Source organism: Vibrio sp. PNB23_22_6 (assembly GCF_052877535.1).
In genome coordinates this window covers 318,579-339,998 of the sequence record NZ_JBNFXP010000001.1, presented here as the reverse complement: position 1 = coordinate 339,998, position 21,420 = coordinate 318,579, and the positions used below count along the sequence as shown (strand labels likewise).

Annotated in this window: 17 protein-coding genes; 9 read left to right on the top strand and 8 right to left on the bottom strand. The window is 43.9% G+C overall.

The genetic code is table 11. From position 1 onward, the window contains the following. Window positions 1-95 precede the first annotated feature (95 nt). A complete protein-coding gene (locus ACVA54_RS01460; protein WP_446609060.1) occupies window positions 96-1,244 on the bottom strand; it encodes an iron-containing alcohol dehydrogenase in 1,149 nt (382 codons plus the stop codon). Window positions 1,245-1,424: 180 nt separating this feature from the next. Here ACVA54_RS01460 and ACVA54_RS01455 point away from each other — a divergent pair, with 180 nt between their 5' ends. Then, window positions 1,425-2,309: an AraC family transcriptional regulator gene (locus tag ACVA54_RS01455; RefSeq protein ID WP_099077702.1), complete on the top strand. Its 885-nt coding sequence runs from the start codon at window positions 1,425-1,427 to the stop codon at window positions 2,307-2,309. 274 nt (window positions 2,310-2,583) lie between these two features. Further along, window positions 2,584-5,742, top strand: coding sequence for a chitinase C-terminal domain-containing protein (locus tag ACVA54_RS01450; protein WP_446649348.1), 3,159 nt, complete (start codon window positions 2,584-2,586; stop codon window positions 5,740-5,742). 82 nt (window positions 5,743-5,824) lie between these two features. Here ACVA54_RS01450 and glgC read toward each other — a convergent pair whose 3' ends face one another. The 4 genes from glgC to ACVA54_RS01430 all read right to left on the bottom strand — a co-directional run bounded on the left by glgC (window position 5,825) and on the right by ACVA54_RS01430 (window position 11,305). Beyond that, window positions 5,825-7,039, bottom strand: a complete 1,215-nt coding sequence (gene glgC / locus ACVA54_RS01445) for a glucose-1-phosphate adenylyltransferase (RefSeq protein ID WP_099077704.1) — start codon at window positions 7,037-7,039, stop codon at window positions 5,825-5,827. Between the two features lie 371 nt (window positions 7,040-7,410). Continuing rightward, window positions 7,411-9,159 carry a formate--tetrahydrofolate ligase gene (locus ACVA54_RS01440; protein WP_119463908.1) on the bottom strand — a complete coding sequence of 583 codons (1,749 nt, stop codon included), beginning with the start codon at window positions 9,157-9,159 and terminating at the stop codon, window positions 7,411-7,413. Window positions 9,160-9,396: 237 nt separating this feature from the next. Continuing rightward, window positions 9,397-10,701 (bottom strand): inosine/guanosine kinase, encoded by a 1,305-nt coding sequence (locus ACVA54_RS01435; RefSeq protein WP_099077706.1) that lies wholly within the window; start codon window positions 10,699-10,701, stop codon window positions 9,397-9,399. A gap of 130 nt (window positions 10,702-10,831) precedes the next feature. Continuing rightward, window positions 10,832-11,305: a CreA family protein gene (locus ACVA54_RS01430; RefSeq protein WP_099077707.1), complete on the bottom strand. Its 474-nt coding sequence runs from the start codon at window positions 11,303-11,305 to the stop codon at window positions 10,832-10,834. Window positions 11,306-11,504: 199 nt separating this feature from the next. Between ACVA54_RS01430 and ACVA54_RS01425 the strand changes: the two genes are divergently transcribed. The 4 genes from ACVA54_RS01425 (at window position 11,505) to ACVA54_RS01410 (ending at window position 16,528) form a co-directional block, all read left to right on the top strand. Further along, window positions 11,505-12,014, top strand: a complete 510-nt coding sequence (locus ACVA54_RS01425) for a flavodoxin (protein ID WP_446649347.1) — start codon at window positions 11,505-11,507, stop codon at window positions 12,012-12,014. Window positions 12,015-13,034: 1,020 nt separating this feature from the next. Further along, a complete protein-coding gene (locus ACVA54_RS01420) occupies window positions 13,035-13,703 on the top strand; it encodes an HAD-IA family hydrolase (protein WP_099077710.1) in 669 nt (222 codons plus the stop codon). An 899-nt stretch (window positions 13,704-14,602) separates the two neighbouring features. Further along, complete coding sequence (locus ACVA54_RS01415) at window positions 14,603-15,199, top strand: acyl carrier protein phosphodiesterase (RefSeq protein ID WP_099077711.1); 597 nt, start codon at window positions 14,603-14,605, stop codon at window positions 15,197-15,199. A gap of 75 nt (window positions 15,200-15,274) precedes the next feature. After that, complete coding sequence (locus tag ACVA54_RS01410; protein ID WP_172438023.1) at window positions 15,275-16,528, top strand: DEAD/DEAH box helicase; 1,254 nt, start codon at window positions 15,275-15,277, stop codon at window positions 16,526-16,528. 30 nt (window positions 16,529-16,558) lie between these two features. Here the strand turns inward: ACVA54_RS01410 and ACVA54_RS01405 are convergent, their stop codons facing one another. Together ACVA54_RS01405 and ACVA54_RS01400 are read right to left on the bottom strand one after the other, a co-directional pair. Continuing rightward, window positions 16,559-17,347 (bottom strand): EAL domain-containing protein, encoded by a 789-nt coding sequence (locus tag ACVA54_RS01405; RefSeq protein WP_119463906.1) that lies wholly within the window; start codon window positions 17,345-17,347, stop codon window positions 16,559-16,561. A gap of 195 nt (window positions 17,348-17,542) precedes the next feature. Further along, entirely contained in the window at window positions 17,543-18,175 is a 633-nt protein-coding gene (locus ACVA54_RS01400; RefSeq protein WP_099077714.1) for a hypothetical protein, read from the bottom strand. A 130-nt stretch (window positions 18,176-18,305) separates the two neighbouring features. Between ACVA54_RS01400 and ACVA54_RS01395 the strand changes: the two genes are divergently transcribed. The 3 genes from ACVA54_RS01395 to ACVA54_RS01385 all read left to right on the top strand — a co-directional run bounded on the left by ACVA54_RS01395 (window position 18,306) and on the right by ACVA54_RS01385 (window position 19,826). Then, window positions 18,306-18,548: a DUF2164 domain-containing protein gene (locus tag ACVA54_RS01395; protein ID WP_119463904.1), complete on the top strand. Its 243-nt coding sequence runs from the start codon at window positions 18,306-18,308 to the stop codon at window positions 18,546-18,548. A 172-nt stretch (window positions 18,549-18,720) separates the two neighbouring features. Then, on the top strand, window positions 18,721-19,260 hold the full coding sequence (locus ACVA54_RS01390; protein ID WP_099077716.1) for a cytochrome b: 540 nt from the start codon (window positions 18,721-18,723) through the stop codon (window positions 19,258-19,260). Beyond that, window positions 19,257-19,826, top strand: coding sequence for a YceI family protein (locus ACVA54_RS01385; protein WP_099077717.1), 570 nt, complete (start codon window positions 19,257-19,259; stop codon window positions 19,824-19,826). Before ACVA54_RS01390 ends, ACVA54_RS01385 begins: the two co-directional genes overlap by 4 nt. Window positions 19,827-19,917: 91 nt before the next feature. Here ACVA54_RS01385 and focA read toward each other — a convergent pair whose 3' ends face one another. Beyond that, window positions 19,918-21,369, bottom strand: a complete 1,452-nt coding sequence (gene focA, locus ACVA54_RS01380; protein WP_446649346.1) for a formate transporter FocA — start codon at window positions 21,367-21,369, stop codon at window positions 19,918-19,920. Window positions 21,370-21,420: the final 51 nt, after the last annotated feature.

Here is a 21,420-nt window from a genome sequence, read left to right as displayed (position 1 = left end):
TTAACCAAAGTGAGGCTAAAAAGTGTTCAACGCCAATAAAAAGCGGCATTGCGTCCGTAAAGACACAATGCCGTCAGAGGTTTAACCGATAGTGATTATGCGACAGCTAGTTCGAGGATTTTACGGCTATTCTCTAGGTCGATAGATTGGTTTTCTCCTAGTATCGTCATGCCGTGTTTACTTAGCTGATCAATAATGGCATTGATTGCCTCGTCACGATCGCCGCCGTAGTTTTCTAGCTGTGTTGCTACGCCCAGTTGGTGATAGAAGGCTTCGATTGCTTCGATCGTGCGTTCTGCCAAATCACCACCGTCAGCCAAACCGAATACGTTGCGTCCCATTTGTTCTAGTTTAGGACGCTTGAACGCCATTTGGTTACGCAGTAGTGATGGTTGAATGATCGCTAGCGAACGTGCGTGGTCAACGTGCCACAGTGCGGTCAGTTCATGGCCGATCATGTGCGTTGCCCAGTCGTGAGGAACGCCGCTACCGATGAGACCATTTAACGCTTGGTTTGCTGTCCACATGAGGTTCGCACGCCATTGATCGTTGTCGCGTTCAGCGAACTGTTCACCCAGTACTTGTAGGTTTTTCAGTAGTGCTTCTGCGTAACCGTCTTGAACCATCGCACCGGTTGGCTGTGTTAGGTATTGCTCACAAACGTGAACCCAAGCATCGACAATGCCGTTGATAAGTTGACGTTCAGGCAGTGTTTTCATGACATCAGGGTCAAGCACGGCGAATTTTGGCTGAACCGCAGGTGCCATGAAAGCCAGTTTGTCTTGCGTTTCTGCTTTAGTGATGACCGCACCCATGTTCGACTCAGAGCCTGTTGCTGGTAAAGTCAGAATCGCAGCTAGCGGGGTCGCTTGTGTTACTTGATGTTTGCCCACCATGATGTCCCAGCCATCACCATCGTACTTAGAAGATGCAGCAACGTATTTAGATCCATCGATAACGGAACCACCGCCTACAGCAAGAATGAAATCAATGCCTTGTTCTTTCACGATGGTAACCGCTTTGTCTAGTGTCTCTTTCGTTGGGTTTGGCTCAACACCGGAAAACTCCAACCAGTCTCGTCCCTCTAGTGCTTGTATTACTTGATCGTATACGCCGTTCTTTTTGATAGAACCGCCACCATAGATAACCAGTACTTTTTGACCCATAGGAATGGCGTCTTTGATCGCTGCAATTTGGTGTTGACCAAAGAAAATTTGAGTTGGGTTTACGTATGAAAAGTTCATTGCTTTACCTATTTCTTCCATTGTGAGGAGAGTGAATGCATGCATATTAGTACGATGAAAGGGGAGGGAGTAGGTCGATTTCTGTAAATTTATTGCCTATTCCTACAAAATTTCAGGTCTTATGCTGGAACTCTATTCAGAACTCAAAGTATAGTGCCCCATAATCGATGGAGTAGCGCAATGAACACACTTGCAGAGCTTATGCAGCAATACGCTGAGAGTCATGACTTGCATGATCTCGAAGGTATTAAAGAAACCGCGTTAGAAGGCGTTTGGTTTTATCGAAGCAGTAGGGGCAATCAGCGTCAGCCCTTTATTTATCAGTCTGGCATCATCGTTCTTGGTCAAGGGGACAAAAATATCCATATTGGCACGACGCCAGTGCGTTATGGGCCTGATGACTACTTGGTTGTAGGGGTACCTATGCCGTTGGAGTGTGAGGCAATTGCAACCAATAATGCACCTTTATATGGGATCTCAATAGATATCTCACCAGCACTTTTACAAAAGTTAGTCAAGAAACTCGAAGCGAAACGTTTTAGTAACGTTGTCGAGGATTCTGCTCAGTGCGGTTTGAAGTCGGTTCGTATGAACGATGCCATGCTTGATGCATGCAAGCGCTTGATGAGCATGTTATGCAATGAACTAGATATTGCGATGCTAGGAGATATGTTACTTGAAGAAATTGTTTATCGTGCACTTGTAAGTGAATCAGGGCACGTACTGTTTGAATTAGCACATCAGGAAGGATCTTACGCTAGGGTAGCAAAAGCGTTAAACCGTGTTCATCAGGCGTATCACGAACAACTGAATGTTCAAACCTTGGCAGAAGAAGCCAATATGAGCGTTTCTGCGTTCCATCAGGCTTTTCGTAATGTAACGCTCGAATCTCCATTACAATACATCAAAAAAGTAAGGTTAAACAAAGCACGAGAATTAATTCAACTGGAGGGAAGAAGGGTAAACGATGCAGCACGCTTAGTTGGATACAGCAGTCCTTCACAATTCAGTCGAGAATACAAAAGACATTTCAATGAAACGCCGAGAGCGACAAAAATTACTTGACCCATAGACCCAATATCGAACTTTGGTTAGATGTTTTTGTTTATTTGCGATCGACTTATTTATTCGGTCTATAAAATTACTTATCGGTGCAAAATAAGCCGTACTTTGTTGCAACGTTTTAGTGGAATGTTGAGAAGTGCTGTTGAAAATTTATAAATATTTAATGTGAAATGGGAAAGTTGTACTTAAGTTATTTTACGTCAAAACAAAAGTGTGAATGCAGCTTATGCAATTCATATAATAACGTGTAAACAATAACTTAAGGAAGAGCGCTATGCACCTTAGAAATGGGAAAGCAGCAAAGAGTGTCTTTACATTCAGCACTTTGACTGCTTCTTACCTAATGGCATTCAACAGCTACGCAGCCGTTGACTGTACCCCTTTAGATACTTGGGATTCGTCAAAAGTTTATCATGGCGGCGATCAAGTTCAGTTTGAAAACAACGCATACCAAGCGCGTTACTGGACGCAAAACAACAACCCTTCACAATCTGGTGAGTGGGGAGAGTGGAAAAACCTTGGCGCTTGTGATGGTGGCGTTATTGATCCCCCATTAAATGAAATACCGACAGTTACATTAACCTCACCTTCTGCGTCGGCTTCTATCATGGCGGGTGATGTTGTCAACTTGGCAGCGGATGCAACTGATGCCGATGGCTCCATCAGTAAAGTTGAGTTCTTTGTTGATGGTGCTTTGGTTGGTACTTCAACGTCTGCACCATTCTCAGCGACCTGGATAGCCGCGCAAGGTGCACACGAGTTTTCGACTAAAGCTTACGACGATAAAGGTGCAGTGAGCACAGTAAGTGCTGTAACGCTCACTGTCGCTGCGGATCAACCTAGTAACGAAGCGCCAACGGTAGACGTGGCGCTATCTGCAACTTCTGTTGAACTTGGCGGTACAGTAACGGTTTCAGCTAACGCAGCTGATGCAGATGGTACGGTCGCTAAAGTTGAGTTCTTTGCAGCAGGTACGCTTGTTGGTACGGCAACCGCTGCTCCTTACGCTGTTGATTTCACACCTGAACAAGTGGGTTCTGTCCCCATTTATGCGAAAGCAACGGATGACCTTGGCGCAACAACGGATTCTTCGCTTGCTTCTCTAAGCGTTAATGGCGGCCCAGTCGTGTCTAGCTGTCGTCCAGATGGCTTATACCAAACAACGGGCGTTGACGTTCCTTACTGTACAATTTACGACGAAGAAGGTCGTGAATTAATGGGCACCGATCACCCACGCCGTGTCATTGGTTACTTCACAAGCTGGCGTAGTGGTGATGATCCGCAAGCGACTTACCTCGTCAAAGATATTCCTTGGGAGCAACTTACCCACATCAACTACGCGTTCGTGAGCATTGGCTCTGATGGTAAAGTGAACGTTGGTGACGTGACTGATCCTACGAACCCTGCAACAGGTAAAACTTGGCCGGGTGTGGAAGTTGATCCTGCGTTAGGCTTTAAAGGTCACTTCGGTGCACTGGCAACTTATAAGCAAAAACATGACGTTAAAACTCTGATTTCGATTGGTGGTTGGGCAGAAACAGGCGGTCACTTCGGCGCTGATGGTAACCGTGTCGCTGATGGCGGTTTCTACACGATGACAACCAACGCAGACGGTTCAATCAACTACACAGGTATCGAGAAGTTTGCAACGTCTGCCGTAGAGATGATGCGTACCTACAAATTCGATGGTTTAGATATCGACTACGAATACCCCACGTCTATGGCTGGTGCGGGTAACCCTTACGATAAAGACTTCATGGAACCACGTCGTCCGTATTTATGGGCATCTTACCAGGAGTTAATGAGGGTACTTCGTGAGAAGCTAGATGTCGCCTCTAATCAAGACGGTATTCATTACATGCTGACGATTGCAGCACCATCTTCAGGTTACCTACTGCGTGGTATGGAAACCTTCGATGTAACTAAGTACCTCGATTACGTGAACATCATGTCTTACGACTTGCATGGTGCCTGGAACGATCACGTTGGCCACAACGCGGCACTGTTCGATACAGGTAAAGATTCAGAGCTCGCTCAGTGGAACGTTTACGGCACGGCTGCATACGGTGGTATTGGTTACTTGAACACTGACTGGGCGTATCATTACTTCCGTGGTTCAATGCCTGCTGGTCGCATTAACATTGGTGTGCCTTACTACACCCGTGGTTGGCAAGGTGTAACAGGTGGTGAAAATGGTCTTTGGGGCCGAGCTGCGCTACCTAACCAAACTGAGTGTGCACCAGGTACAGGTGAAGGCGAGAAGAACAACTGTGGTCACGGTGCTCTAGGTATCGATAACATGTGGCACGATACTGACCCTAAAGGTAACGAAATGGGCGCTGGTTCTAACCCAATATGGCACGCGAAGAACCTAGAGAAAGGCATTTGGGGTTCTTACGCTCAAGCGTACGGTCTAGATCCAGTAAACGAACCATCAGACCAATTGGTGGGTACGTACACGCGTAACTACGATGATGTTGCAGTAGCACCATGGCTATGGAACGCAGAGAAGAGCGTATTCCTGTCAACAGAAGACAAAGCGTCAGTTGAAGTGAAAGCAGACTACGTTATCGATAAAGAAATCGGCGGTATCATGTTCTGGGAACTAGCAGGTGACTATAGCTGTTACGTACTCGACGCGAACGGTAACCGTACGACGATTGATGCAACTGAACAGGCATGTGCGGCTGGTAATGGTGAGTACCACATGGGTAACACTATGACTAAAGCTATTTACGACAAGTTTAAGTCTGCAACGCCTTACGGCAACAAGATCGCAATAGGTACTATCCCGACAGAAGCAGTCGACATCGCAGTGAGTATTGGTGGCTTCAAAGTGGGTGACCAAAACTACCCAATTAATCCGAAGATCACGTTCACAAACAACACGGGTCAAGCGATTCCTGGCGGTACAGAGTTCCAGTTCGATATTCCTGTATCTGCACCGGATAACGCCAAAGATCAGTCTGGTGGTGGCCTCAGTGTGATTGCGTCTGGGCATACTCGTGCAAACAACATCGGTGGTTTGGACGGTGTAATGCACCGCGCATCCTTCTCTCTACCTGCATGGAAAGACCTGCCTGAGGGAGGGAGTTACGAGCTTGATATGGTTTACTACCTACCAATCTCTGGTCCTGCTAATTACACGGTGATTTCTGGTGGTAAAGAGTTTGCGTTCAAGTTTGAGCAACCAGAATTACCAATCGGTGAGCTAAACTCTGGCACTGGCACTGGCGGTGCGGAACCTGGTACTTGTGACACGGCTGGACTGGTCACTTACCCAGACTTCCCTCAAACAGATTGGCAAGGTAACCCAAGCCACGCAAACCAAGGTGATAAAGTGATTCATAACGGTGTGGTATACAAGGCGAACTGGTGGACAGCATCGGAACCAGGTAGTGATGGTAGTTGGTCAACAGTGTGTAATATCTAATCCAAATTAAATGGAGATGAAAAAGCGCGCGATGTACATCGCGCGCTTTATTTTTGCTGCTTTAATTCAGGCATCTGAAGCGCTAAAACTCGTAGTCCTCTGGTATTACAACAATGCCTTTCTCGGAAACATGGAAGCGTTTAGCATCTTCAATTTTATTGATTCCAATTTGGGTATGAGGTGGTATCTTCACATGTTTGTCGATGATGCAGCTAACCAGCTGGCAACCTTCTCCGACTTCAACGTTGTCAAAGATAATGCTATCGACAATAGTAGCGCTGTCGTTGATACTAACATCTGAAAAAATCACAGAATGTTGCACAGAGCCTCCGGAGTTAATCACACCATTTGCAATAATGGAGTTAATAAAAATACCTTCATTCCCCGTAGCGGAAGAGACGGTACGTGCTGGTGGAAATTGTCCCTCGTAGGTACGAATTGCCCAGTTGGGCTGATAGAGATTCATTGGTGGGACTGGCTCTAGTAGATCCATATTCGCCTCGTAGAAAGAATCAAGAGTGCCCACATCACGCCAGTAGCAATCTTTGTCTACTCGACCTTTACTACCACAGAATTTGTAGGCGTAAACGGACTCGGTATCGATCAATTTCGGAATGATGTCTTTACCAAAGTCATGGCTTGAAGTTTCCAATTTGGCATCTTCTTCCAGTGCAACTTGCAGAACGTCCATATCGAAAATGTAGATTCCCATAGAAACAAGGCTTTTCGTTGAGTCCTCAGGGAGAGTTGGTGGTTGATCAGGTTTTTCTACAAAGGACTGGACCAGACCATCTTCATTGATCCCCATGACGCCGAAGGCGCAGGCCTCTTCTACAGGAACATCCATGCAGGCAACCGTGAGTTTTGCACCATTCTCTTTATGCTCTTCTAGCATGGCTGCATAATCCATTCGATAGATATGATCACCAGAAAGTACCACGACGTACTTCGCATCATTACGAGATAACAGCCACATATTGTGGTAGATCGCATCGGCCGTCCCTTCATACCATGCTCCACCTTTGCGCATCTGCGGAGGTACGGCCGTGATGTATTCACCAAGTTCAGGGTTGAATATGGACCAACCGTCACGAAGGTGTTTTTGCAGTGAATGTGATTTGTACTGTGTCAGGACGAGAATCTTTCGTAAACCTGAATGAAGACAGTTAGTCAGTGTGAAGTCAATGATTCGGTACTTACCACCAAATGGTACGGCAGGCTTGGCTCTGTCATCAGTAAGGGGGCTTAGCCTAGAGCCCATTCCACCGGCCAAAATTACTGCGAGTGCATCTTGCATAAATCTTCCCTTTCCCTTGTATTATTTTCGAAACAGCATTAAACCCGGGGAGTGGGTTTATCCTAAATCTGCACGATGAATTGGTAATCGAATGTCCATTTCTTAAACTTTAGTTCAAGAATCGAGCCATAGAGTGTATTAAGCAAAATCAATGTGGTAGAGAGGGGACATCAGGCAATTGCACTAATTTAGGGGATGATCACCTTGTCTTGCACTGTATTGGGGCGATAGTTGGTGAGGAAGTCTGTGTTATGACGATCAGTACCCAAGTGCCTTGATGAAGCCACTTGGGTACAAAGCTATCCTTTAGTATGAACTATTAAAAGGAGAATGAATGGAAGAAAGAAATACTAGTGATCTTCTCTGATAGATTATGACAAACCAACAATATTGCCATGCTCGTCTAGGTCAAGGTTCATAAATGCAGGTTTATCTGGAAGGCCTGGCATGGTCATCACGTTACCGGAAAGCGCATAAATAAAACCTGCACCAGCGCATAAGCGTAGCTCGCGGATAGGCACAGTAAACCCGCTTGGCGCACCTTTAATCGCAGAATCTGTGGTGATAGACAATGGTGTTTTGGCAATACACACGGCGAGATCATCAAAGCCTAGTTTTTCAAAATCTGCCAGTTGCTTTTTAGCCAACTCACTCATCTCAATGCTCGATGCACCATATCCTGCTTCACACACGGCCATCAATTTCTCTTTTAAAGATTGGTCTTTGGTGTAAAGAGGGCGAAACTCAGAAGGTTGCTCACAAGTCTCGATCACATGTTGTGCCAGTTCAATCGCGCCTTCACCACCTAGGCCGAACGCCGTACTTACTGCCACTTTAACACCAGGATTGAAGCTGTTGATTAGGGATGTTAGCTCCGCCAACTCATCTGCGGAATCTTGTGGAAACTGGTTGATCGCGACAACGGTAGGGATACCATACTTATGTACGTTATTGATGTGCCATTTAAGGTTTTCAAACCCAGCTTCTAACGCTGCAGGATCCGGATTGAATATGGTATCGGGAATGGCCATTCCCGGTCGCAAGTCGTAGTGACCCGAGTTCGCTTTTAAACCACGTAATGTTGCGACAATCACCACACAGTCAGGTGCACGGTTGGCTGCCGTCGCTTTAATGTTGCACGCTTTTTCAAAGCCCATGTCTGAACCAAAACCAGCCTCAGTGACAACGTAACTAGAAAGTTTAAGTGCAATCTGGTCTGCGATGATGGAAGAGTTGCCGTGAGCAATGTTGGCAAACGGACCTGCGTGAATAAGAGTAGGGACGCCTTCAAGTGTTTGCATCAAGGTTGGTGCAATCGTCTCTTTGAGTGTTACTGCCATTGCCCCAGCAACTTGCAGGTCTTCTGTTGTGACAGGTTTTCCATCTAGATCGTAAGCAACAACGATACGACCGATACGCTGGCGGAGATCTTTTAGGTCTTGCGACAGCGCAAGAATCGCCATTAGCTCTGAAGCCGCTGAGATATCGAAACCTTCTTCGCGCTCAAAACCATTGATGGTTTTGCCTTCTTCGTTCAGGCCAATCTTAACCATGCGCAGCGCACGGTCGTTATGGTCCATTACGCGTTTCCACGTAATGCGCTCAACGTCTATTTTTAGTGCGTTGAGCCCGGTACGCGCTTCAAATGCATCGTAGCCTTCACGTTGCTCGTGGTATAAGCGAGCATCAAGCGCTGCAGAGGCAAGGTTATGGGCGGCTGTGACAGCATGAATGTCACCAGTAAGATGAAGATTAAGTTCGTCCATTGGCGCAACTTGAGAGTAGCCACCGCCCGCAGCACCACCTTTCACACCAAATACCGGCCCCATGGATGGTTGACGGATACACGCCATCACTGATGGGGTGATTTTTGATAGGCCCTGCGCAAGACCGATGGTTGTTACGGTTTTTCCTTCACCCAAAGGGGTAGGTGTAATTGCAGTGACCAGCACCAATTTACCATCTTGGTTGGTATTTAAGCGTTCAAGACATTGGGGATGAACTTTAGCTTTGTGTTTTCCGTGTGTATCGAACTCGTGCGGCAAAAGACCAGCATTTGCAGCAACGGTCACAATAGAAGACAACGGTGTGTTTCGGCAAATTTCAATATCAGACTGCATGGATACTCCAAAAAAATGGCTAACACGTCGCTTTCAACATAAACAATCGAATAGACAGTATTGTTATTGCGCAAACGTTTGCGTGGGGATGATACTGGTAAAATAAAAGCTGTAAAGCAGTTCATGCGCGGTAGCGTGCTACATGATAACAAAAAACACTAAATACTGCGTTAGATCAAAACAAAAAGGCCACCAAATGGTGGCCTTTACCAATTTTTTGCTCTAAGCACTTAGTTTTTAGCGATCCCAGTAGGTCTCTTCTAGGCTATCTTCACGCTCTGGTAGCGCTCGAGATAGACGAGGAGAGTGCTGAGTAAGCACTTCGTAGCTTACGCGGTTTGCGTATTTACAAATCTGGGATAGAGAAGAGTAAGTTAGACAACGTACTTCATGTTTCTCAGAGTTTGGTACTTCCTTCTGGTGGAAAGAGTTTGCTGCCATATCGTGAAGAAGTGCAGACAGTGCTGCATCACCAGCACCATTTGTGTTTTTAATCTCAAGTGGACCGCCAAGGTATGGGCCGATGTGAGAATACACTTTCATTGGCTTCTTACAGTCTTCTTGACGCATCGCGCGACTAAACTCGAATTTGTTGAACTCTTTAATGGAGCCTTCAAGAATATCATGTGTCGTTTCGCGTTTTACTATCTCGTCGGTGTAGCCTGCCATGTATAGGCCATCAGGCCCAGCGGTACACAGTACAAGATCAACCCATTCTAGTGCTTTGTCGGCGGCAGTAAGAGGATCAGATTCACCGGTTAACGCCGCGCCTTCTTCTTCATTCATCGCGACAACAGACACGTTTTCACGGATGTATTCCTGCCACCACTCAGCATTACCTTCAATGACGTACTTTGTGCCAAGCGTCAGAACTACAGGAACGTCATGCTTCTTAGCGAAGTTGATTGCACGCTGAACCGCTTTTGGCATTGGATCTTCTTCTTTACCACGCATAAGGTAAGAAGAAACAACAAGAGCAGAGGCTTTTTTGAATACTTCTTCTGGAATGCTTTCAGGAAGCAGTTGGTTCATGTGACCTTCGTTAATCGCGAAAGTTCGTTCACCATCTTGAGTAATGAGTGTATAGCAACGACCAATCGGACCATCAACCGTTTGGAGGTGGTTTAGGTTCATACGAGAAGATGTGCGGCATAGGTAGCGGTATGCAAATGAACCAACTTGGATGTTCTTAGACATCACACCTAGAAGCACCGATTTGCTGTCTGCCAATACTGAGTAGTTGTGCAGCGTGTTACCAATCGTGTCACCAGGGTACTGATGGGTAATCAGGCCTTTTTCGACTAGCTCTTCGTATAGTGCATCCGCTTTGCTCTCTTCAAGAACGAGCGAGTGTCCTTTGCTTAGTTTGTATTTTTCTAAAAACGCATCGTCAACGCGTGCTTCGATATCTACGATGGTTTGACCAACACCAACAACCGTTGGACGGTACAATTTCGGAGTTGGTCGAATTTGGTTAACTAATGGATCTCGAGCGTGAGTTGGGAAGTAGTGTTTAGATTTACGCTGACCAGGAAACTTCATGCTTGTTCTTTAATGAGAAAAAAAAGAGACGAAATTATATCACAAAAAAATGAAATTCATTACCTAAATCACAAAGAAATTTGCCCGCTGAAAAATGCAGCGGGCTGATGTTATTACAAGCGATTTAGGATTACTTTTCCTGTGTTACAGCCGGTTCTACGTAAGCTTTAGTGCCCCATAGTGGAACCGTTGATAAGCTGTGCTTAAAGCTACCGTCGGTCTCTTTGGTTGTGTAAGACAAATACAGCAATGTTTGGCTCTCTGGATCAAAGATGCGTCTTACTTTCATTGTTTTGAAGAAGATGCTCTTTGATTTTTTAAACACTACTTCTCCTGATTTACTTTTGTCGATTTTGGCTATCATTTCTGGGGTAATATCACCGGTTTGACGGCAAGATATGGAGCTGTCACTTGGATCGGATAAGCTTAAATTCGCTTCGATAGAGGCGATATGGCAAGTAACACCAGTGACTTCCTCATCCTGTAGGTGGCCGATTTTAATATCTTTCATCGTGAACATACCTAGCGATACATCACCAACCTCGTTATCGCCACATCCCGCTAAGACGGTAACTAAACTTAAAGCAAGCAAGCGTTTTTTCATTTTATATCCTTAAAATCGGCAAGTAATTGGTTCAATTTATCAGACAGACGAACTGAAAACAAAATTTGACGTTACCTCAGGAGTTTAGCTAGGTTTGTTAGAGGCTTCATGCTAATGTACCTCTCAATAACGGGTAGTGTAATCAAAGTCCCGTATTTACTCGCTGCAGGTTGATGAATGTGGCACTTAAGGTAACAAAATGAATGAACAACAGTTAGATATCATAAAACGAAAAAACGCATGGCTACATGATTTAGTCGAAGTGGAGTTTCCGACAAAAGAAAGTCTCGAAGGGCGTGAAATTTACTTCCAAACTCTTGAAACGCTAAGCCATGAGGTTATCGATAAATCACTGTTACTTACTAAAGATAATGTGCTGGAAGCAAAGGATATTTTCCTTGTCGATTTTCATAGACTGACGGTGATGTTCTCTATCCTTCAGTCACAGCGTTGGGACGAGCAGCGCGATCAAGAAATGATCATTGAGTATTTGACCCAGATAATTTTGGTTCCTGAGTTTGAGTTGTATGTCGGATTTAGTGATAGAGAGGCGGTCGGTGCGGCCATTGTGAGTCATCTGGAAGGGAACACCCTAATTTCGGATATTGCTGTTTCTCAACACTTAGACAAGCAGCAGTTTGCAGCAGATTTAGCTAAAAAACTCGATAGAGATAAAAAAATGTGTGAGACGATTGTGTTAGAACACTGATTTTTGTGGAGCTCTGTCCGGAATTCAACATTTCATCGACGCAACATTTCTCTTAAGCTGGGTAAAACACGATTAAGCGTTTTGAGCCTGTAATGGCGCTGTTGTTGTGCTTAGGGACGGCAGTAGTCAATGTTCACGACTCTGAAAGGGGAACTCAAACGAATACTGCTTCTACATGCCTATGAACCATCTTATCAATGGACCAATGTCATGTAAAAGGCTTTGAGCAAACCGATAACGAAGTCAAGCTGTTTATCGAATATCTAGATGCACAGCGAATCCACTCTGATGGCTATTTACCGTAAATAGCTCAGTACATGTTATTCAAATCTCAAGACTATATTTTTGATGGCATTATCATTTCAGACGATACGGCGCTACCATTTTTTCAGCGTTATCTACCTAATTTTCAACGTGTTGCTCAGTGGATTGCTGTAGGAATAAATGACGAACAAGCGTCGTTAGTCAATACGACACACAGGCACGGTATTGTATGAATGCGATCGTGTAGAGGAAAATATTAAACTGATTAATCTTCTACGACCAAGTATTAAAAATCAATATTATCTTGCCGTTCGAAGTATGACTTCCGAATTAATTCGCCAGCGCGTGACCGTAGAAATGGAGAAGTTTCCTCAAATTAATTTTGTCGAAATTCGGGATGAAAGTTTATCAGAAGCGGCAGAGCTTTTGTTACGTGGAAGGGGCCAACATTTGACCATGCCTTGTGTCAACTCGTGTTTGATAATTTAGAACGTTTCGTTTAGGAGCGTTATTTATATCCAGGTTGTGAAGACTAACGATAAGGTTATGTTGTTTTATATCGCATCTTTTTTGAGCTTGAGGGCGCTTTCGGTGATCTTGTGCGAAAAAAAGTGAATTGCTCTTTGTCATTTTTGAGAAATGCCAACTCTCTCGTTTAAAGCGACCTAAACTTTAATATCATGTTGAAATCTGAGCAGCAGGTGGAAAAGACCAAGATGATTGGTTGACACAAAAATTAAGGTTTGGGGGCATGCCATGGCTATTAACGAGATTAAATGCATCATATTTGACTGTGACGGAACATTGGTTGACAGTGAGCGTTTGTGTTGCCAGGCCTTAGTTAACGTATTCGGTCGGCACGGAACAGAAATGACCATCGATGACTGTATCGTCCATTTCAAAGGCGGTAAATTAGCAGATATCTTGATTGATGCTAAAAAGTTAATGGCAATGGATGTGTCAATCGATGTACTCGAGCCACAATATCGAGAAGAAGTGCAAAAGCTATTTGTGCGTCACTTGAAGCCAATGGAAGGCGTGAAAGAGTTGATCGATTTTCTCGACTCACACCATATTGAATACTGCGTAGCGTCGAATGGACCTAAAGATAAAGTTGAATATGCACTTGAATTAACGGGCTTACTTGATATTTTTAAAGGTAAGGTTTTTTCTGCGTTTGATGCAAACAGTTGGAAGCCTGAGCCGGATCTCATCATGTACAGTGCGATGAATATGGGCTTCCTGCCAAGTGATTGCTTATACGTTGATGATACACCAAAAGGCGTTGAAGCGGGCCTTAATGCAGGCATTAAGACGGTTCAGTTGTATAACGGTGTACTTATTAATCTTGTTGACGATGAACGAGTCATTCGTATTAACCACTTGCACGAACTAAAAGAGCAGCTGTTAGGCTGCTCGGTATAGCGATGCGCTAATTCTTAATCTCGTTTAATGGCACACGTTACTCAAACTATGAACATGTTTGAATTTAGTTTGTAGATAGGGGGTGTGATGTACACGTTGGATGGAAGAAAAGTGTTTTGTATGGAACCCACATGAAGCGCATGTGAATTTTTCGCCATTGGATGAGATCATATACTCATCACATTGACAGAGTGGGCATTGAAGGTCGTCAGTATTTTTTGTGTTGTTGTAATTATTCATATTATTCACTAGCAGCAAAATGGATTTGGCATCATCAAGAATAGCTGAAGGCTTACCTTTAAGACATTTTTTCATCAAATACAGAAAATTATTTCGATTCACTTCAAAATAAAATGTGCAAGCAGGGCAGCTCACATGATTGAGAACAGGTATCACATCAAAGGTGAGTTAATGTTACTAGCAACGAAAAGGGTCAGTGTGGCGTCTTTTCGTTGAGAGTGGATTGGACTAACGGTTTACCTTCGTACCTGCCACTTGCTCACGTTGTGTAATAAAACGGTGGCAATTCGTCGTCAATACAATGCATTCGTTTACTTATGACTCCTGTTATAGCTTTTTAAATTTTTATTTCTCACTGTTATATATGTGTCATATAAAGGCTATAAAATAGGAGTAGCTGTCACTGAAAATTTGGAATTGTGGCAGTGAAGTGTGAAGCAGATTTGCTTCAGGAGATGTAAAATACAGCAAGTCACAATGAGCGATCAAGACCAAAAGGATGAATGCCTAGAGATGCTTGATGCTCTTGAGAACGGTATTATCTTGTCGGATTACATTGGCTCAGAAGACGAATAAGTACAATTAGTACTCCCCCGTGTCACAACAGACGTTATACTAAGCTCATGTAAGACGAGCTAAAAGACCACTCACAGCGTCTAATGAACTTTCTAGCCCACCTGCATATTGCAGATCACTGTAATAGCCATTTAATGGGAAACTTGCTTGGAGATTTCGTAAAGGGAGATCCAAGCAAGCAGTATCAAACTGAAATTTCCAATGGCATAAAACTTCATCGCTTTGTCGATCGTATTACCGATCAACACGCCATTGTCGAAGAGTGCAAACCACACTTTACTGGCGTTGCACGCCGCTTTGCTCCCATCGCCCTTGATATGTTTTGGGATCATTGCTTAGCAAAACACTGGAATGCATTCCATCCTGACTCGCTTGACGAGTTTGTCTATTTCGCTTTTCAAAACGTCAACGCTCAAGTGGTTGACACATTACCACCTCGTTTTTTGCTGCTTCACAGCCGTATGTGGAGGGAGGGATGGCTTCTATCGTATCGAGCACTTGAGAATATTGAGTTTGCTTTACATCGAATGTCTCAGAGAAGCCCTCGAATGGCGGATTTAACCACAACATTTGAAGTGCTAGAAAATGAATATATGAGTTTAGAGGCGAAGTTTCCGTCGCTTTATCAAGATGTTCTGAACCAAGCGTACGAATACCATCAACAACTGAACAAATCTTAGGTTGACGGTTTCTAAAAGTAGTATGACTAAGGTGGCTCTGGTAAACTCTGCGCTCCAAAATTTATGAGGTTTATCATGTCCGTTAATTTCGCTGATCTTGGCATTGATCAACAGTTGGTAGAAACCCTAAGTGGTTTGAATATTGTGTCGCCAACACCTGTACAGGAAAAGTCGATTCCGCATGTATTATCGGGAAAAGATCTACTTGCTGCTGCGCAAACGGGAACCGGTAAAACGGCGGCGTTTGGATTGCCTATTATTCAAGCGGTACAGCAAAAGAAACTTAACGGAACCCCACAAGCGTTGATACTGGTTCCGACTCGTGAACTTGCACAACAGGTGTTTGATAATCTAGCGCAATATGCAGCTAATACAGAGCTTCGCATCGTATCTGTGTATGGTGGTACAAGCATTGGTGTACAAAAGAAGAATCTGAGAGAAGGGGCGGATATCCTTATAGCGACCCCTGGTCGTTTGCTTGACCATTTGTTTAACGGCAATGTAAACATCTCAAAAACAGGCATTCTTGTTCTTGACGAAGCCGATCGAATGTTAGACATGGGTTTTTGGCCTGACTTACAGCGCATTCTTCGTCGCTTACCAGAAACCAAGCAGATCATGCTTTTCTCTGCGACGTTTGAAAAGCGCATCAAAACGATCGCGTACAAATTGATGGATTCTCCGGTAGAAGTAGAAGTCTCCCCGGCGAATACCACAGCTGAAACTGTGAAGCAAATGGTTTATCCAGTGGATAAGAAGCGCAAACGTGAATTACTTGCGTATTTGATTGGCTCTCGCAACTGGCAACAAGTGTTGGTATTCACTAAGACGAAACAAGGTAGTGATGAGCTTGCGAAAGAGTTAAAGCTTGACGGTATTAAAGCGGTATCAATAAACGGGGATAAATCTCAAGGTGCCCGTCAACGTGCACTGGATGAGTTCAAAGCGGGTAAAGTTCGTGCTTTGATTGCAACAGACGTCGCAGCGCGTGGTTTAGATATTCAAGAGTTAGAGCAGGTAGTCAACTTTGATATGCCATTCAAGGCGGAAGATTATGTTCATCGAATTGGCCGTACTGGACGTGCAGGTAAGTCAGGTTTAGCCATCTCATTGATGAGTCGTGATGAAGAGTACCTGTTGCACGCAATAGAAAACTTGCTCGATCAGCGCCTGCCTCAAGAGTGGTTAGAAGGCTTTGAGCCGAGCTTGATCGAAGATATTGAGCCCGAACTCAATGGTTTAGGACAACGTAAGAGTCGCTCATCAGAAAAGCGTAAACTAAAGGCGAAACTCGCGATTCACAAAAATCGTGGGAAAAAGCGCCGATAAAAAGGTGATGATGGCTATCAACAATGTTGATTAAGCCGTTTTTGCTTTTTGAAATGCTTCAAGTGCTTGCGGCATGGCTAATAAGTAGCCTTGATACATATCGAAACCGAGCTTTTTAACTAAATTTAGTTGATGTTCGGTTTCAATTCCTTCCATGACTGTTTTTGAGGAGGTTTCTTGAGCAAGAGCCAATGCTTCCATCAAGCAAGAAAAATCTCCGTTTTCGTATCTTAAAAGTAAGGAGCGATCGATCTTAATGATGTTCGGCTTCACCGATCTTACTCGCTCAATTGTTGAAGCATCAATGCCGTAGTCATCTATTGCCAGTAAGTAGCCATTGTTACTTAAGTCTCTGGTTGCTTTATACAGCAGTGTCTCATTACGGGCATCCAGCTCAACCAACTCAATCACGATCTGGTCCCTTCGTAAGTTAGCTTGAATGATCGTACGATTGAGTAAGTTACGATAAGCGATATCTTGCGCAAGTAATTCTGCCGCTGTCGGCAATACATTGAGAAACAGCTTATTGTTATTGAATTTTGATTGACTGAAATTGTTTATGTGAATCAAACGGCTTAGACGTTCGACATTAATTTGGTCTTCGGCTGGAATGCAGTTGGATTGAAAAAATTGATCTGGTCTTATCAATAACCCATCTTGATTACTGATACGGACCAATGCTTCGAGTCCGACAATGGAAAGATCTTTATGATAGATAGGCTGGAAGACACTTCGCAATGTCAGATGCTTGTATTGTGCGATGTACTGTCCATCTACTTGCTTTAAAATGCAGTCAAGCAACTGCGAGATGCTCATCATTATTGTTACAACCTAGACTAATGCTATTCATTCGTTACTTTACTGATTGTTTGCAATTAGTTTTACGACGGAGTAGAAAATTTTCGCTGACGAATACACCAAAAGCAAGAGAGTTTGTGTTAGTTAAATAGAATAGTCGACCCATATCAAACAAATCGATAAATAAGTTAATAACGGGTCCAGCGAACTTGCAGGCTACCATTGTAACACGGCATACAATTGAAGATACTTTCTAACCAACTGTTGCTTATTTGAACGCCGTAATGGATGGCCTGACTTTATGTAACACGGGCTAATACCGAAGCGTGTATCAAGTGAATTGGTCAACTGAGACTCGCTGGTATACAAAGTGATGCCTTGTTCTGTGTATTCATCGATGGGTACGGGTAGTTCCCCCATCCACCAATGCAGTAACTCACGACTGGTTTTACTGCGGCTTATCCAGTGATCAGTCACCAAAAACAACAAATCGTTTGGTTGTAACGCATAGCCATACTCACTTTGCCATTCTGTGATAGAAGACAATAGATTCTCACGACAAGAATTACCTGCGCTGACCATATGATGACTCAGAACCCAAACTGTGCCTATTTCAGAAGAGATACGATAGTGATGAGGTAGATCTGGCGCATTAAGCACCTCAATAGGCTTGATGATACTGTTATACCCAAAATGTCGAAAGGTATGCTCCATACGTCTGGAAAAAGCGAGGCCTAAGTGATGTTCACTCATGCCTTGATTATGAACCGCAGGATAATGCTTCTCGCACAGTTTAAGACAATCGTCTTGAAAATCATTGACACTTTGGATGACTAAGTCGAGCAGCAAAGAATATACCTTCACAGTTAATAATATAAACTGCAAAAGGTTAGCATAGTCCTTTGAGGATAGACTAATTTAGTTAGGCAACTTCTTGATCTAAACTACAATTTTGGCACTATTACATAAGAGGGATGACATGATAAAACTAGAGAGAGCACAAAAAGAGGCGCTTGCAAATGCAATTCAAGATTACATGCAAGATGAGTTGAGTATCGATATCGGTCAATTTGATAGCGAGTTTTTAATAGACTTTATCACCGATAAGCTAGCACCACTTTATTACAATAAAGGGGTTGACGATGCAAAAGCGCTCATTGAACGACGGATGCTTGAAATGGCCGATGAACTGTATGAAATCGAGCAAGATGTTCAACTCTAACTATCGGTTTCTAGATAATTTGTGTCTTCTTCTAATTTTTCGAACAAGTTGTTTGAACGGGGGTTGTTGGCTGGGTGTAAATGATGGTAAATAATCTGTTTCATTCAAGGTTGGTAAGTTAATGTTATGTTTTCGAATAATATTAACTTAGAAAGATATCTAGGAACATGAAATGGGAACAGTAGTAAAGAATTACAACCTAACTGCACGATTTATGCATTGGCTATCTGCACTTTGCATCATCGGTTTGTTTGCTGTGGGTTTGTGGATGGTGGACCTTAGCTATTACAGCGAGTGGTATCGAACCGCACCACATTATCACCGATCTGTGGGCATTCTATTAGCCATACTCACTTTGGCACGCATCGTATGGAAGTGTGTGACAGCGTCACCTAAAGTGGAAGGGAAACCTTATGAAGTGGTTGCTGCAAAAGCGGTTCATGGTGTGATGTATCTGCTACTTATTGTTATCTTTATTTCAGGTTACCTCATCTCAACCTCTGACGGTCGTGGTATCGATGTGTTTAACTGGTTTACGATACTTGGGGTAGGAGAGTTATTTCCGGGACAATCAGACATCGCTGGGGAAATTCACTTTTATGCCGCTTGGGCTCTGATACTAATGGCTGGTGTACACGCCGTCGCTGCACTCAAACATCACTTTATCGATAAAGACAACACATTAAGAAAAATGCTAGGAGCTTCACAATGAAAAAGTCACTTTTTGCTACAGGATTAGCTTTCGCACTTGCATTACCATTCGGTGCAAATGCTGCGGATTATGTTATCGATACGAAAGGTGCTCACGCATCGATTAACTTTAAAGTTAGTCACTTAGGCTACAGTTTCATCAAGGGACGTTTTAATACATTCTCTGGTGATTTCTCTTTCGATGAAAACAACATTGCTGATGCGCAAGTAAACGTAGTAGTAGACACAACTAGCCTTGATTCTAATCACGCAGAACGTGATAAGCACATTCGTAGTAATGATTTCATCGACGCGAGCAAATACAGCGAAGCAACGTTTAAGAGCACTAAAGTGACCGATAAGGGTAATGGTAAACTCGATGTAACCGGCGACCTGACTCTACACGGTGTAACGAAACCAATTACCATTGAAGCTGAGTTTGTTGGTGCAGGTAACGACCCATGGGGGGGAGAGCGTGCTGGTTTTATCGGCCAAACTCGTCTAGAGCTTGCTGATTTTAAAATCCCAGTAATGGGGTCTTCAAGCTACGTTGATATGGAACTGCATATTGAAGGTATCAAAAAGTAATTCTTCATCTTTTATCGCTTAAACGAAGAAAGCGCTCATAACCAAGAGCGCTTTTTATTTTGTACCAACTTGTTTTGATAGTTTGTCGTGTTTATGCCGTTTCTAGGACTTTTTCTTCAACTAGATTTAGACGCTCTCCGTAAACAGGGCGTAGTGCTTGTAGAACCTCGTTACGAGTAATGACACCGACCATGTGGCCATTTTCTAGGACAGGCAGTACTTGTGGCTTGCTTACTTTCATGCTTTTCACTCGTTCTTCTAGAGAAAGAGAGGTAAAGCGAGTAGCCATGCCCATGCTTGTTGTTGGGTATAGTTGCTCTTTATCAATACATAGGAATTCAACAACATCCACCAATCGGTCACTTGCATCGATTGCGACAACGTCACGACTCATCAAATCCACCACTTTTTGCGCTTTAGCAGGGATGTAATCTTGGCACCACAATTCAACCATTACATCGTGGGCTGAGAAGAAACCAACCAAACGGTTTTCGATGTCAATAACTGGTGCGCTGATTAGATTTTGGTCCAATAGGGTATCTAGTGCGGTTGATACTGGCATATCTACGCTCAGAGTCACTGGACTCGGGTTCATGATCTCTTTTACAATTGATGCGTTTTTCATAGTGCTTTCCTTAACTGACGTGAGTGTTGTAGTGGTTGTGATGGATGAAATTTTTGCAGCTTTTAGTTCTGGTCGACGATAGATACACCAGTTAGCTAAGCCAACTAATACTCCGCCACCAATAATGTTGCCCAGCGTCACTGGAATTAGGTTGGCAGTGATAAAGTGTCCTACATTGAGGTCTGCGTACTGAGCAGCCGACACGCCAACGGAAGTCCAGAATGATTCCGGTGCGAAATTCGCGATAACGATACCTAGCGGTACCATGAACATGTTGGCCACACAGTGCTCAAAGCCACTGCTGACGAACATTGCCACAGGCATGATGGTCATCGCTGCTTTGGTCATTGCATTTGCAGCACTGAACGTAAGCCAGATTGCTAGACAAACCAATAGGTTACATAGAACCCCTAGGGCAAATGCTTGTACCAATGTGTGGTGTAATTTGTGCTGTGCAATATTTAGTGCGTTTAAACCCCATTGACCAGCATCCATTTGGTATAAGCCTGCTGCGCTGACTAGGGCGAGCAAGAACATGGCCCCGATAAAGTTACCGACATAAACTTTGCCCCAAATCGACAACATCTTGCCAAACGAAATTTGTTTGTTGGCCCAAGAGATACTGGAAAGTACTGAGCTGGTAAACAACTCACCACCGCAAATAACGATGAGAATCAACCCCATACTGAATGCTAAGCCACCGGCCAAACGGTTAAGGCCCCAACTGGCTTCTGCACTCCCTGTTGTCACTGTGATGTAAAACAAGAATGCTAGACCGATGAATGCGCCAGCCATGATGGCTAAACCCAGTGTCATGCTGCTGGTTTTGTTCGCTTTGCTAAGGGCAAACTTCTCGGCTTCAGCCATCATTTCTTTTGGAGAGAAATATTGATGATTTTGAGTGCTGGTCACCGTCATGTTGACTCCTTAGTTTGTGGTTTCATAGAAACTCCTTGGTTAATGAAATCG